Origin of the sequence: Streptomyces sp. NPDC052040 (assembly GCF_044548405.1) — a bacterium.
Taxonomy (GTDB): Bacteria; Actinomycetota; Actinomycetes; order Streptomycetales; family Streptomycetaceae; genus Streptomyces.
Genome location: NZ_JBIUBV010000009.1, coordinates 62,428 through 75,001, shown reverse-complemented (window position 1 = coordinate 75,001; position 12,574 = coordinate 62,428). Strand labels below are relative to the sequence as shown.

The window sequence follows — 12,574 nt, the reverse complement described above, 5'->3', positions numbered from 1 at the left end:
CTAAGGCCCGTTGTGCACCCCGGGCGCCGCCCCTGTTCCACCGCCGGAACGGGCCGCAGAGGCGCCCCGGCCGTCCGTGTCACAGGTTGGTCACCCATCATGAGCCGCGACAAGGAGGGATCGCGATGCCGCCGCGCCGGACACCACGGACCCTGCTGGCCGTGCCCGTGTGTCTGGCTCTGCTCGGCCTCGCCCCGGGCGGTCCCGGCCGTCCCGCGGACCGGGCCGACGCCGTGCTCCCGCTGCTGGTCGCCCGGGACCGGGTCCCCGCCGCCGCACTGCTGGACCGCGCGCGGACGGGAACGCACTTCGCCCGGGCCGGACGGGGCATCAGCCCGGCCGACCACTTCCGCGCGGGCAGTGTCACCAAGAGCTTCATCGCGACGGTGGTACTGCAACTGGCGCAGGAGCACCGGCTCTCCCTGACGGACACGGTGGAGGGCCATCTGCCCGGGCTGGTGCGCGGCGCGGGCAACGACGGCCGTGCACTGACCCTCCGTTCCCTGCTCACCCACACCAGCGGTCTGGCCGACTTCACCGCGGACACCGGGGGCGTCGTCCCCCTGACCCCGCTTCAGGCCGTACACATCGCGCTCACCCACCCTCCGGCCGCCCGCGGCCGCTTCCGGTACTCCAACACCAACTACGTCCTGCTCGGCATGGTGATCCAGCAGGTCACCGGGCATTCCTACGCCGTCGAGGCCGAGCGCCGCATCATCACTCCCCTTCATCTGACGGGCACTTCCTTCCCGGGTGCCCGCACCACGCTTCCCTCACCCCACGGCCGCGCCTGGACCGCGCGCGGCACCGACGTCACCAGGCTGGACCCGCGCGTGGCCGGCGCGGCGGGTGAGCTGGTGACGACGCTCGCCGATCTGGACCGCTTCTACGCGGCGCTGCTCGGCGGGCGGCTGCTGCCCCCGGGCCCGCTGCGCGAGATGCTCGACACCCGGGCCGCACAGGGGGCGTACGGCATGGGTCTCTTTCCGGTGCGGCTGCCGTGCGGCACCACGGTGTGGGGGCACGACGGCCGGATACCCGGCAGCTATGTCCGCACCGCGGCCACCGCCGACGGCCGTCGGGTCCTCACCTTCCGGGTGAACACGGACGGGTTCCGGGATCCCGGCCTGGAGCGGGCCCTGCTCACGGCCGAGTTCTGCCCCCGCACCCCGTCCAACGACCCGGCACCGAACAGAGATCCCGGATCCAGCCACCCGTTCGAGTGAACCCGAGGAGGCGTCCGGGGATCCTGGACCCGAGTGCCGAGTGCCGAGTGCCGAGTGCCGGCCCCGGGGCACCGGCGCCTACAGCGGCACTATGTCCGGCGCCCCCAGTCTCGCCGCATCCGCCGTCAGGTCGTCGGGCTGGAGCTGCGACTCCCGCTCCGCCTCCACCCGCTTCTCGTAGTGCTCCACCTCGCGGTCGATCTGGTCCAGGTCCCAGCCGAGCACCGGCGCCAAGAGTTCGGCGGCCTCCCGGGCGCTGCGTGTCCCGCGGTCGAAGGTCTCGATCGAGATGCGTGTCCGCCGGGTCAGCACATCGTCCAGATGGCGGGCGCCCTCGTGGGAGGCGGCGTACACGATCTCGGCGCGCAGGTAGTCGTCGGCGGCCTGGAGCGGTTCGCCGAGCGAGGGGTCGGCCGCGATCAGGTCGAGCACCTCCTCGGCCAGCGAGCCGTAGCGGTTCAGCAGGTGTTCGACGCGGACCACGTGCAGTCCGGTGCGCTCGGCGGTGCGCGCCCGCGCGTTCCACATCGCCCGGTACCCCTCGGCGCCCACCAGCGGGACGTCCTCGGTGACACAGTCGGCCACCCGCCGGTCGAGGCCGTGCACCGCCTCGTCGACGGCGTCCTTGGCCATCACCCGGTAGGTCGTGTACTTGCCGCCCGCCACGACCACGAGACCGGGCGCCGGATGGGCCACGGTGTGCTCGCGGGACAGCTTGCTGGTGGCGTCGGACTCGCCCGCGAGCAGGGGTCGGAGGCCCGCGTACACCCCCTCGACGTCGTCGCGGGTGAGCGGCACCGCGAGGACCGAGTTCACATGCTCCAGCAGATAGTCGATGTCGGCGCTGGAGGCCGCGGGGTGCGCCTTGTCCAGGCTCCAGTCGGTGTCGGTGGTGCCGATGATCCAGTGCCGTCCCCAGGGGATGACGAAGAGGACGGACTTCTCGGTGCGCAGGATCAGCCCGCTGGTCGAGTGCACCCGGTCCTTGGGGACGACCAGATGGATGCCCTTGGACGCCCGGACGTGGAACTGTCCGCGCTCGCCCACCATCGCCTGGGTGTCGTCGGTCCACACGCCCGTCGCGTTGACCACCTGCTGGGCGCGGACCTCGTACTCCCCTCCCCCCTCCACATCCTGGATCCGGGCGCCGACGACCCGCTCGCCCTCGCGCAGGAAGCCGACCACCCGGGTGCGGTTGGCGGCCTTCGCGCCGTACCACACGGCCGTGCGCACCAGGTTCGCCACGAAGCGCGCGTCGTCCATCTGGGCGTCGTAGTACTGCAACGCGCCGACCAGGGCATCGTGCTTCAAGCAGGGGGCAACCCGCAGGGCGTGACGGCGACTCAAGTGACGGTGGACCGGCAGGCCCCGGCCGTGGCCGCGCGCCATCGACATGGCGTCGTAGAGCGCGACGCCCGAGCCCGCGTAAAGCCGCTCCCAGCCCCTGTGCTGGAGGGGGTAGAGAAAGGGGACGGGCTTGACGAGATGGGGCGCCAGGCGTTCAAGCAGCAGTCCGCGCTCCTTGAGCGCCTCGCGGACGAGCGCGAAGTCCAGCATCTCCAGATAGCGCAGACCGCCGTGTATCAGCTTGCTGGATCTGCTGGAGGTGCCCGACGCCCAGTCACGTGCCTCGACCAGGCCCGTGGACAGGCCGCGGGTGGCGGCGTCCAGCGCCGTGCCCGCGCCGACCACTCCCCCGCCCACGACCAGCACGTCCAGCTCGCGCCCGGCCATACCGGTCAGTGCCTCGGCTCGCTGCGCCGGCCCCAGTGTCGCTGTCCTCACCGCTGCCTCCCGCCATGTCGCGCCGGCCACACCCGTCAAACGAATCCCGGCTCGTCTCTCCTCATGCCCAAAGTCTGACCGTGATGCCCGGCTTCGGCCACCACGCGCCGATACCTGTGGACAAACAGCCCAGGAAACGCGCCCAGTCAATCCCGCAAATCGGTCATATTTACTCCTAGTGTGACATTGCGCTTCCCTCGTTGTGTCCACAGCGGTTGCGCGCCTCTCCCGCTTCGGCTACTGGGAAGGACCGTCCACCTCATGCCCGCAGATCTCGCCGTCATCGGACTCGGTCATCTCGGCCTGCCCCTGGCCCAGGCCGCCGTCGCGGCCGGCATCCCGACGCTCGGCTACCGGACGGGTCCCGAGGCGGGCTCCCTCACCCCCGCCGAACTGCGCCGCATGCTCGCCCGGGGCTTCCGGCCCACCTCCAGCCCGGCCGAACTCGGCCGCGTCCGCACCGCCGTCATCTGCGCCCCGGTCCCCCGTGCCGTGGACGGGGCCCCCGACCTCACCCAGGTGAAGGCCGCCGCGGGCACCCTCGCCGGACGGCTGCGCCCGCACACCACCGTCATCCTGGAATCGCCGGTTCCGCCCGGCACCACGGAGGAGTTCCTGCGCCCGCTCCTCGAACAGGGATCCGGACTGCGCGCGGGCCGCGACTTCCATCTCGCCTGCTCCCCGAGCCGGGTCGACCCCGGCAACCACGACTACCGGACGGCGAACTCACCCAAGGTCATCGGCGGCCTCACCCCCGCCTGCACGGAGTCCGCCGCCACCTTCTACGGGCGTCTGACCGACAAGGTGGTACGCGCGCGCGGGCCGCGCGAGGCCGAGACCGTGCAGGTGCTGGAGACGAACTACCGGCAGGTCAACATCGCGCTCGTCAACGAGATGGCGGTGCTCTGCCACGACCTGGGCGTCGACCTCTGGGACGTCATCCGCTGCGCGGAGACCAAACCCTTCGGCTTCCACGCCTTCCGCCCCGGCCCAGGCGTCGGCGGCCATGCCGTCCCCCAGGACCTGGCGGGCCCCGGGGGCCGCGGCCTGCGCATGGTCGAACTGGCGCAGCAGGTCAACAGCCGGATGCCCCAGTACGTCGTGCAGCGCGCCGCGGCCCTGCTGAACGAGCACGGCAAGTCCGCCCGGGGCGCCCGGGTCCTGCTGCTCGGGGTGACCTACAAGCCGGACCTCGCCGACCTCCAGGGCACCCCCGCCCATGAGATCGCCCTGCGCCTGATGGAGTTGGGCGCCTCCGTCAGCTACCACGACCCGCACGTCCCCGCCTGGAGCGTGCTCGACCGCCCCCTCCCGCGCGCGGACACCCTCTACGAGGCGGCGGCCGACGCGGACCTGACGATCCTGCTCCAGCAGCACCGCACCTACGACCTCCAGGGCCTGTCGGTGAAGGCCCAGCTGCTCCTGGACACCCGGGGGGCCACACCCACCGGGGCAGCGCATCGGCTGTGAAAGGGGGCGCGCACGAGGCCCGGGCCCCCGGAACCATGGGCACGCGGCCCGACGCCGCCGCTACGGTACGCAGACGGAGCCCACCGCAGAGGGCACTGCGGGCTCCTGATGGTGCACGGAATGTCCACCCGGCATACGAAAAGGCCCGGTCCATCCCAGGGATGGACCGGGCCTCCGTGCGCTCGGGCCGGGCGCGGTGTCAGGTCATCGCCGGTGCTGCGAGTCCGCCACGGTCACCTCGACCCGCTGGAACTCCTTCAGCTCGCTGTAGCCGGTGGTGGCCATGGCGCGGCGCAGGGCGCCGAAGAAGTTCATCGAGCCGTCGGGGGTGTGCGAGGGGCCGGTGAGGACCTCCTCCAGCGTGCCGACCGTGCCGAGGTCGACCTTCATGCCGCGCGGCAGCTCCTCGTTGACGGCCTCCATGCCCCAGTGGTGGCCCCGGCCCGGCGCGTCCGTGGCGCGGGCCAGCGGGGAGCCCATCATGACGGAGTCGGCGCCGCAGGCGATCGCCTTCGGCAGGTCGCCGGACCAGCCGACCCCGCCGTCCGCGATCACATGGACATACCGGCCGCCGGACTCGTCCATGTAGTCACGGCGGGCCGCCGCCACATCCGCGACCGCCGTGGCCATCGGGACCTGGATGCCGAGCACATTGCGCGTGGTGTGGGCGGCGCCGCCGCCGAAGCCGACGAGGACACCGGCCGCGCCGGTGCGCATCAGGTGCAGGGCGGCGGTGTAGGTGGCGCAGCCGCCGACGATCACCGGGACGTCGAGTTCGTAGATGAACTGCTTCAGGTTCAGCGGCTCGTGCGAGTGGGAGACGTGCTCCGCCGACACCGTGGTGCCGCGGATGACGAAGATGTCCACGCCCGCGTCCACCACGGCCTTGGAGAACTGGGCCGTGCGCTGCGGGGAGAGCGCGGCGGCGGTGACCACGCCCGAGTCGCGCACCTCCTTGATGCGCTGCCCGATCAGCTCCTCCTTGATGGGGGCCGCGTAGATCTCCTGGAGGCGGCGGGTGGCGGCCTCGACCGGCAGCCCCACGATCTCGTCGAGCAGCGGCTGCGGGTCCTCGTGCCGCGTCCACAGGCCCTCGAGGTTCAGTACGCCGAGGCCGCCCAGCTCGCCGATGCGGATCGCGGTGGCCGGGGAGACGACCGAGTCCATGGGGGCGGCCAGGAAGGGCAGCTCGAAGCGGTAGGCGTCGATCTGCCAGGCGATCGAGACCTCCTTCGGGTCCCGCGTACGGCGGCTGGGGACGACGGCGATGTCGTCGAAGGCGTACGCCCGGCGGCCGCGCTTGCCGCGCCCGATCTCGATCTCAGTCACGTCTGTGGCCTTTCCCTGATGCATTGCAGCGTCTTCCAGTATCGCCGACGGCCGCCTCCGGGGCCGCCCCGGACCGGCGAGGGGGCGGCCGGGACGCGGCGGGGGAGCGCTCCGGGCGCACGGCCAGGGGCGGTCCGGAAGCTTCCGGACCGCCCCTGGCCAGGCCGTCGCGCGCGCATGGGCGCGTACGTCACTTCCTGCTGTAGTTCGGCGCCTCGACCGTCATCTGGATGTCGTGCGGGTGGCTCTCCTTGAGGCCCGCAGAGGTGATCCGGACGAACCGGCCGTTGGTCTGGAGGTCGGGGACCGTCTTGCCGCCGACGTAGAACATCGACTGGCGCAGACCGCCCACCAGCTGGCGGACGACCGAGGAGAGGGGGCCTCGGTAGGGGACCTGGCCCTCGATGCCCTCGGGGATCAGCTCGTCGTCGGAGGCGATGCGCTCCTGGAAGTAGCGGTCCTTGGAGAAGGACTTGCGGTCGCCGCGGGACTGCATGGCGCCCAGGGACCCCATGCCGCGGTACGACTTGAACTGCTTGCCGTTGATGAAGAGCAGCTCGCCCGGCGACTCCTCGCAACCGGCCAGCAGGGATCCCAGCATCACCGTGTCGGCGCCCGCGACCAGGGCCTTGGCGATGTCGCCGGAGTACTGGAGGCCGCCGTCGCCGATGACCGGGACACCGGCCTCCCGGGCCGCGAGCGAGGCCTCGTAGATCGCGGTGACCTGGGGCACGCCGATACCGGCGACCACGCGCGTGGTGCAGATGGAGCCCGGCCCGACGCCGACCTTGATGCCGTCCACACCGGCGTCGATCAGGGCCTGGGCGCCCGCGCGGGTGGCGATGTTGCCGCCGATGACGTCGACGCCGGACGAGTTCGACTTGATCTTGGCGACCATGTCGCCGACCAGCCGGGAGTGGCCGTGCGCGGTGTCGACGACGATGAAGTCGACGCCCGCCTCGATCAGGGCCTGGGCGCGCTCGAAGGCGTCGCCCGCCACGCCGACCGCGGCACCGACGAGCAGACGGCCCTCGGCGTCCTTGGCGGCGTTCGGGTACTGCTCGGCCTTGACGAAGTCCTTGACCGTGATCAGGCCCTTGAGGACGCCCTCGGCGTCGACCAGCGGAAGCTTCTCGATCTTGTGGCGGCGCAGCAGCTCCATGGCTTCTTCGCCGGAGATGCCGACCTTGCCGGTGACCAGCGGCATCGGGGTCATGACCTCGCGCACCCGGCGGGAGCGGTCGCTCTCGAAGGCCATGTCCCGGTTGGTGACGATGCCGAGCAGCTTGCCGGCGGGGTCGGTGACGGGCACACCGCTGATCCGGAACCGGCCGCACAGGGCGTCGGCCTCGGCGAGGGTGGCGTCCGGGTGGATGGTGATGGGGTTGGCCACCATGCCGGACTCGGAGCGCTTGACCAGGTCGACCTGGTTGGCCTGGTCCTCGATGGACAGGTTGCGGTGCAGTACGCCGACGCCGCCCTGGCGGGCCATCGCGATCGCCATGCGCGACTCGGTGACCTTGTCCATGGCGGCGGACAGCAGCGGGATGTTGACCCGGACGTTCTTGGAGACGTACGAGGCGGTGTCGATCTCGTCGGGCGCCATGTCCGACGCGCCCGGCAGCAGCAGCACGTCGTCGTAGGTCAGCCCGAGTGTCGCGAATTTGTCGGGCACTCCGTCGACGTTGGCAGTCATGACACCTTCCCCAAATGGCCTTGATCGGTGCGGATGTCCATGCTAACGGGAAGCGGGGGCGTCCCATTCCACGATCGAAGGAGACGGTCAGCTTCGTGCGTTAGTACGAAACCAAGGGTCCGGCGTGCCGGACCGGGACCGCGGGGCGCGGCCGGGCGGACCTCCGCGCCTGCTCGCACTCCGCCGTCTTGGCTGGTCGCCGTTGCGCGTGCGAAGAAAAGCGGCCGCGGACGGACACCGCGGCACATGGGGACGAGGACCGGACCCGCTACTGCTCGGCGAGCGCGCGGAGCCTGCTCAACGCCCTGTGCTGGGCCACCCTCACCGCTCCCGGTGACATTCCCAACATCTGACCTGTCTCCTCTGCGGTCAAGCCCACCGCGATGCGCAGCAGCAGCAGCTCGCGCTGGTTCTCGGGGAGGTTGGCCAGGAGTTTCTTGGCCCACTCGGCGTCGCTGCTCAGCAGCGCCCGCTCCTCGGGGCCGAGGGAGTCGTCCGGGCGCTCCGGCATCTCGTCCGAGGGGACGGCCGTGGAGCCGGGGTGGCGCATCGCCGCGCGCTGGAGGTCGGCCACCTTGTGCGCGGCGATCGCGAAGACGAACGCCTCGAAGGGGCGTCCGGTGTCCTTGTAGCGGGGCAGCGCGAGCAGCACGGCCACGCAGACCTCCTGCGCCAGGTCCTCGACGAAGTGCCGGGCGTCGCCGGGCAGCCGGGACAGCCGCGTACGGCAGTAGCGCAGGGCCAGTGGGTGAACGCGGGCGAGCAGGTCATGGGTCGCCTGCTCGTCGCCGTCGACGGCGCGGTGGACGAGCGCACCGATCACCGTTGTCCCGTCGTCGCGCATCGGTCCATGGTGCCTTGGCGCCGTACGGTCCGTGGCACCGCGTCCGTAGTTGTGCACCGAAGCGTTATGAGCAGGTGCGCCGGAACCCATCGCCAACGCCCTCCCCTCCCGCTCGACCGAATCGTCCCCGAGGAACTCCACACCTCAAGGATGCGGCATCCGCGGCGAAACGAGCGACGGGCACCCGGCGGGCCCCGTTGCGGGCCCCGCCCACCGTGCGGTAGGCGGGGATCTGCACACCCCCGCGGTGGTCCACTTAGCGGACCAGGCCCCAGCGGAAACCGAGCGCCACGGCGTGCGCCCGGTCCGAGGCGCCGAGCTTCTTGAACAGCCGGCGCGCGTGCGTTTTCACCGTGTCCTCGGAGAGGAACAGCTCACGGCCGATCTCCGCGTTCGAGCGGCCGTGACTCATTCCTTCGAGGACCTGGATCTCGCGCGCGGTGAGCGTGGGCGCGGCGCCCATCTCGGCCGAGCGCAGCCGCCGGGGGGCGAGCCGCCAGGTCGGGTCGGCGAGCGCCTGCGTGACGGTCGCCCGCAGTTCCGCGCGCGAGGCGTCCTTGTGCAGATAGCCGCGCGCGCCGGCGGCGACCGCGAGCGCCACCCCGTCCAGGTCCTCCGCGACGGTGAGCATGATGATGCGCGCACCGGGGTCGGCGGACAGCAACCGCCGCACGGTCTCGACGCCGCCCAGACCGGGCATGCGTACGTCCATCAGAATCAGGTCCGAACGGTCGGCCCCCCAACGGCGGAGGACTTCCTCGCCGTTGGCCGCCGTCGTCACGCGCTCGACACCGGGCACGGTCGCCACCGCGCGGCGGAGCGCCTCTCGGGCAAGCGGGGAGTCGTCGCAGACGAGGACGGATGTCATGACCGCCCTCCGCAGCTGATGCGCGTCACCTTGAGCCTCCAGGCTGGTACGAATCGTCACCTGAGCGGTCGACACCCTCGGACGCCTGCCCGAGCGCTTGTGTTTTCAACCGCCTCCGCACTCTCAACGATGGTCACTCGAAAGAGTTACGGTGCAGCAAGCCGTCTTCGGCACTGTACGTGAGGGCGCGGACACGGTGCATACATGCGCGGCGGACCCTCGAACTTTCATCACAACCTATGCCCCATTTAGCCGCTTTTCTTCCCGTTCGCTGGTGTCTAGGGCTAGATTCGCAATGAGTCATATTTTCATATCCTTAGATCGTAGATGTACGGTCAGGGGCAGGTATCCGCCCAGAACGGCAACAAGGGGACACGCAATGGCAGATTTCTCCCGCCTTCCCGGTCCGAACGCGGATCTGTGGGACTGGCAGCTCCATGCGGCCTGCCGTGGGGTCGACAGTTCGCTGTTCTTCCATCCGGAGGGCGAACGGGGGGCGGCCCGGAGCGCTCGTGAGAACTCGGCCAAAGAGGTCTGCATGAGGTGCCCCGTACGCGCCGAATGTGCGGCCCACGCACTGGCGGTGCGTGAACCGTACGGCGTATGGGGCGGGCTGACCGAGGACGAGCGCGAGGAGCTGATGGGACGGGCGAGGAACCGGCTGGTTCCGGCCTCCACCTCCAGCGGAGGCTCCGCCGCCTCGAACAACTGAAGGAACGTTTCAGCACGACGGGCACGCATGAGCGTGCCCATTTTTGGGGTACCGCCGTACTTTCTCGGCGTACCGCCGGGCCGCATCCAGGACGGCCCCCGCCGCGGACCGGGCTAGCGCACGGCAGCCCGCGCCAGTTCCCCCAGCGTCGCCGCCACCGCCGGCACCTGCGATAGATCCGGCAGCGTCAGGGCGACGATCTCCCGCCGTACCGCGGGCTCCAGCGCCACCGGGCGCGCATCCCTCGGCCGTACCGACTCGATCGCGAGCTGCGGCAGCACGGCCACTCCGAGCCCGGCGCCCACCAGTCCGACCACCGCCGGATAGTCGTCGGTCGCGAAGTCGATACGGGGCGCGAAACCGGCGCTCTCGCACACCTCTACGAGCTGTCCCCGGCAGCGCGGGCAGCCCGCGATCCACGGTTCCCCGGCGAGGTCGCCGATGGCGACCGACTCCGCGCGCCCCAGCCGGTGCCCCTCGGGCACCAGGGCGACCAGCCGGTCGGTGAGCAGGGGGCGTACAAAGAGGTCGTCCCACTCCTCCGCGCCCGCGGCGCCCTCGTAGCGGAAGGCGAGCGCCACATCGCAGTCGCCCGCCCGCAGCTTCTCGACGGACTGCGGGGGCTCGGACTCCTCCAGGGACACCCGGGTTCCGGGGTGGGCGGCGCGCAGCGCGGCGAGCGCGGTCGGGACGAGCGTGGAACTGCCGCTGGGGAAGGAGACGAGCCGGACCCGGCCCGCCCGCAGCCCCGCGATGGCTGCCACCTCCTCCTCGGCGGCTGTCAGCCCGGCGAGGATGCCCGACGCGTGCCGCACCAGCGCCTCCCCGGCCTGGGTCAGGCGCATCTCACGGCCGGTGCGGACCAGCAGCGGCGTGCCGACGGACGTCTCCAGCGCCTTCATCTGCTGGCTGACGGCGGGCTGGGTGCAGCCCAGCTCGCGGCCCGCCGCCGAGAAGGACCCGGTGGCGGCCACGGCGCGCAGCACTCGGAGATGGCGGGCCTCGATCACACCCCGAGCATAAGCGCATCTTGGGTACGACGGCACATTCCTCTTCGACGCTTTGACCCCGATCGCCTACCGTGCGGGCATGAAGCTTCTCTCTGTGAACGTGGGCCGCGCCCGGGCCGTCCCCCATACGGACCAGTCGGCGGGCCTGACCGGCATCGACAAGCGGCCCGTGGACGGACCGGTGCGGGTGGCCGCGCCGGGGCCCCGGGGGACCGGCGCGAGCGGGGTGGCCGGTGACGCGGTGTGCGATCTGCGCTTCCACGGCGGTGACGACCAGGCCGTGTACGCCTTCGCCCGCGAGGACCTGGACGCCTGGGAGCGGGAGCTGGGCCGGGAGCTGCCGAGCGGCTGCTTCGGCGAGAACCTCACCACGGAGGGGCTCGACGTGTCCGGCGCGCGGATCGGCGAGCGCTGGCGGGTGGGGCCCGAGGTGGTCCTCGAGGTGACCTCGGCGCGGATACCGTGCCGCACCTTCCAGGAGCATCTGGGCGAGCGCGGCTGGGTCAGGCGGTTCACCCGGCAGGGCTCTCCCGGCGCGTATCTGCGGGTGATCGAGCCGGGCGAGATCAGGGTGGGCGACGCCGTGGAGGTCGTGCACCGGCCCGGCCACGACATCACGGTCGCCCTCCAGTTCCGGGCCTCGACCACGGAACGGCGGCTGTTGCCCGCCCTGTTGGCCGCGGGCGACGCGCTGCACGCGGGGGTCGCCGAGTCGGCCCGGGAGTACGCCCGCCAGCAGGCCCCGGGGAACTGACCGGGCCCGTGCGGAGGTTGGCCGAACGGTAGGTGAAGTCCCCGGTCCGGCAGGCGGACCCGGCCGCTCCGGGTCACTATCGTTGGCGCATGACAACGGCTCTGATTACGGGATCGACCGCGGGCATCGGCGCCGCGTTCGCACGGCGGCTCGCCGCCGACGGCCATGACCTCGTGCTGGTGGCGCGGGACACCAAGCGGCTGCGCGAGCAGGCGACGGAACTGCACGACCGCCATGGCGTCGAGGCGGAGGTGCTGGCCGCGGACCTGGCCTCGGACGAGGGCATCGAGGCGGTGGCCGCGCGTCTGTCCGACCTCAGAAACCCGGTCGACCTGCTGGTCAACAACGCGGGCTTCGGGAACAAGGGCCGTTATCTCGACGTGCCGATGGCCGATGAGCTGCGGATGCTGAAGGTGCACTGCGAGGCCGTGCTGCGGCTGACCGGCGCGGCCGCCGAGGCCATGCGCACCCGGGGCCGCGGCGGCATCGTGAACGTGGCCTCGGTCGCGGCCTTCGTCCCGCGCGGCACCTACGGCGCGTCCAAGGCGTGGGTCGTGCAGTTCACCCAGGGCGCGGCCCGGGACCTGGCCGGGTCGGGCGTACGGCTGATGGCGCTGGCGCCGGGCTTCGTCCGCACCGAGTTCCACCAGCGCGCCGGGATGGGCACGGACAACATCCCGGGCTGGATGTGGCTGGACGCCGACAAGCTGGTGGCCTCGGCGCTCGCGGACCTGGCGCGCGGCAAAACGCTGTCCATTCCGGACCCCCGGTACAAGGCACTGATGGGCGTGGTGAAGGTGACGCCGCGCGCACTGCTGGGCGGCCTCACCTCCCGGACGGGGCGCAAGTACGGGCCGCAGTGACGGGCGGCGGTGACGTC

At 71.6% G+C, this 12,574-nt stretch carries 11 protein-coding genes; 5 read left to right on the top strand and 6 right to left on the bottom strand.

Annotated elements, in window-relative coordinates; genetic code table 11:
- Positions 1 to 125: 125 nt before the first annotated feature.
- The gene (locus ACIHAA_RS19525; protein WP_399818693.1) at positions 126 to 1,226 is read left to right on the top strand and encodes a serine hydrolase domain-containing protein; all 1,101 of its coding nucleotides are present in this window, start codon (positions 126 to 128) and stop codon (positions 1,224 to 1,226) included.
- Between the two features lie 78 nt (positions 1,227 to 1,304).
- Here ACIHAA_RS19525 and ACIHAA_RS19520 read toward each other — a convergent pair whose 3' ends face one another.
- Positions 1,305 to 3,011, bottom strand: a complete 1,707-nt coding sequence (locus ACIHAA_RS19520; RefSeq protein WP_399818691.1) for a glycerol-3-phosphate dehydrogenase/oxidase — start codon at positions 3,009 to 3,011, stop codon at positions 1,305 to 1,307.
- Between the two features lie 261 nt (positions 3,012 to 3,272).
- On the opposite strand from ACIHAA_RS19520, the gene ACIHAA_RS19515 reads away from it, so the two are divergent.
- Positions 3,273 to 4,481, top strand: a complete 1,209-nt coding sequence (locus tag ACIHAA_RS19515) for a nucleotide sugar dehydrogenase (protein WP_399818689.1) — start codon at positions 3,273 to 3,275, stop codon at positions 4,479 to 4,481.
- Between the two features lie 204 nt (positions 4,482 to 4,685).
- Here the strand turns inward: ACIHAA_RS19515 and ACIHAA_RS19510 are convergent, their stop codons facing one another.
- The 4 genes from ACIHAA_RS19510 to ACIHAA_RS19495 all read right to left on the bottom strand — a co-directional run bounded on the left by ACIHAA_RS19510 (position 4,686) and on the right by ACIHAA_RS19495 (position 9,218).
- Complete coding sequence (locus tag ACIHAA_RS19510; RefSeq protein WP_399818688.1) at positions 4,686 to 5,810, bottom strand: GuaB3 family IMP dehydrogenase-related protein; 1,125 nt, start codon at positions 5,808 to 5,810, stop codon at positions 4,686 to 4,688.
- A 190-nt stretch (positions 5,811 to 6,000) separates the two neighbouring features.
- On the bottom strand, positions 6,001 to 7,506 hold the full coding sequence (guaB, locus tag ACIHAA_RS19505) for an IMP dehydrogenase (protein ID WP_399818686.1): 1,506 nt from the start codon (positions 7,504 to 7,506) through the stop codon (positions 6,001 to 6,003).
- Positions 7,507 to 7,774: 268 nt separating this feature from the next.
- Positions 7,775 to 8,350, bottom strand: coding sequence for a sigma-70 family RNA polymerase sigma factor (locus ACIHAA_RS19500; protein WP_310765333.1), 576 nt, complete (start codon positions 8,348 to 8,350; stop codon positions 7,775 to 7,777).
- A 256-nt stretch (positions 8,351 to 8,606) separates the two neighbouring features.
- The gene (locus ACIHAA_RS19495; protein ID WP_003948568.1) at positions 8,607 to 9,218 is read right to left on the bottom strand and encodes a response regulator transcription factor; all 612 of its coding nucleotides are present in this window, start codon (positions 9,216 to 9,218) and stop codon (positions 8,607 to 8,609) included.
- Between the two features lie 379 nt (positions 9,219 to 9,597).
- Between ACIHAA_RS19495 and ACIHAA_RS19490 the strand changes: the two genes are divergently transcribed.
- On the top strand, positions 9,598 to 9,930 hold the full coding sequence (locus ACIHAA_RS19490) for a WhiB family transcriptional regulator (RefSeq protein WP_310765088.1): 333 nt from the start codon (positions 9,598 to 9,600) through the stop codon (positions 9,928 to 9,930).
- A gap of 113 nt (positions 9,931 to 10,043) precedes the next feature.
- On the opposite strand, the gene ACIHAA_RS19485 is transcribed toward ACIHAA_RS19490, so the two are convergent.
- The gene (locus ACIHAA_RS19485; RefSeq protein ID WP_399818683.1) at positions 10,044 to 10,940 is read right to left on the bottom strand and encodes a LysR family transcriptional regulator; all 897 of its coding nucleotides are present in this window, start codon (positions 10,938 to 10,940) and stop codon (positions 10,044 to 10,046) included.
- Between the two features lie 79 nt (positions 10,941 to 11,019).
- On the opposite strand from ACIHAA_RS19485, the gene ACIHAA_RS19480 reads away from it, so the two are divergent.
- Together ACIHAA_RS19480 and ACIHAA_RS19475 are read left to right on the top strand one after the other, a co-directional pair.
- Complete coding sequence (locus tag ACIHAA_RS19480) at positions 11,020 to 11,694, top strand: MOSC domain-containing protein (RefSeq protein ID WP_399818681.1); 675 nt, start codon at positions 11,020 to 11,022, stop codon at positions 11,692 to 11,694.
- Between the two features lie 89 nt (positions 11,695 to 11,783).
- Complete coding sequence (locus ACIHAA_RS19475) at positions 11,784 to 12,557, top strand: SDR family NAD(P)-dependent oxidoreductase (RefSeq protein WP_399818679.1); 774 nt, start codon at positions 11,784 to 11,786, stop codon at positions 12,555 to 12,557.
- Positions 12,558 to 12,574: the final 17 nt, after the last annotated feature.

Coding starts and splice junctions, on each gene's coding strand:
- ACIHAA_RS19525 (WP_399818693.1), top strand. CDS start 126: ATGCCGCCGCGCCGGACACCACGGACCCTGCTGGCCGTGCCCGTGTGT.
- ACIHAA_RS19515 (WP_399818689.1), top strand. CDS start 3,273: ATGCCCGCAGATCTCGCCGTCATCGGACTCGGTCATCTCGGCCTGCCC.
- guaB (WP_399818686.1), bottom strand. CDS start 7,506: ATGACTGCCAACGTCGACGGAGTGCCCGACAAATTCGCGACACTCGGG.
- ACIHAA_RS19500 (WP_310765333.1), bottom strand. CDS start 8,350: ATGCGCGACGACGGGACAACGGTGATCGGTGCGCTCGTCCACCGCGCC.
- ACIHAA_RS19495 (WP_003948568.1), bottom strand. CDS start 9,218: ATGACATCCGTCCTCGTCTGCGACGACTCCCCGCTTGCCCGAGAGGCG.
- ACIHAA_RS19490 (WP_310765088.1), top strand. CDS start 9,598: ATGGCAGATTTCTCCCGCCTTCCCGGTCCGAACGCGGATCTGTGGGAC.
- ACIHAA_RS19480 (WP_399818681.1), top strand. CDS start 11,020: ATGAAGCTTCTCTCTGTGAACGTGGGCCGCGCCCGGGCCGTCCCCCAT.
- ACIHAA_RS19475 (WP_399818679.1), top strand. CDS start 11,784: ATGACAACGGCTCTGATTACGGGATCGACCGCGGGCATCGGCGCCGCG.